The organism is Pseudomonas sp. IT-P176, assembly GCF_949767245.1.
GTDB lineage: Bacteria > Pseudomonadota > Gammaproteobacteria > Pseudomonadales > Pseudomonadaceae > Aquipseudomonas.
In genome coordinates, this window is the sequence record NZ_CATKPN010000026.1 from 1 (window position 1) to 204 (window position 204).

The 204-nt window shown below is 62.7% G+C and carries 1 protein-coding gene; it reads right to left on the reverse strand.

From position 1 onward, the window contains the following. Nucleotides 1–204 (reverse strand): immunoglobulin-like domain-containing protein (locus ACM6IP_RS01695; protein ID WP_414860807.1); only part of this gene is annotated, 204 nt, incomplete at both ends.

A 204-nucleotide genomic window follows, 5' to 3' on the forward strand; every position in this document is an offset into this window, starting at 1 on the left:
GTTGACCAGTGCCGGCTGACCACCGGTGAAGATGTCGTTGCTGGTGACCACGGTAGCCGTGCCGGTGGTGCTGTTGGCCGGAACGGTGATGGTGGTGCCGTCGGAGAGTTTGAAGGTCAACTCGCCGTGGTTGCTCATCGGCAAACCGGCAGCGTTGGTCAGGGTCACGGTGTAGGTGACGGAACCGCCTTCGGTGACGGTGGA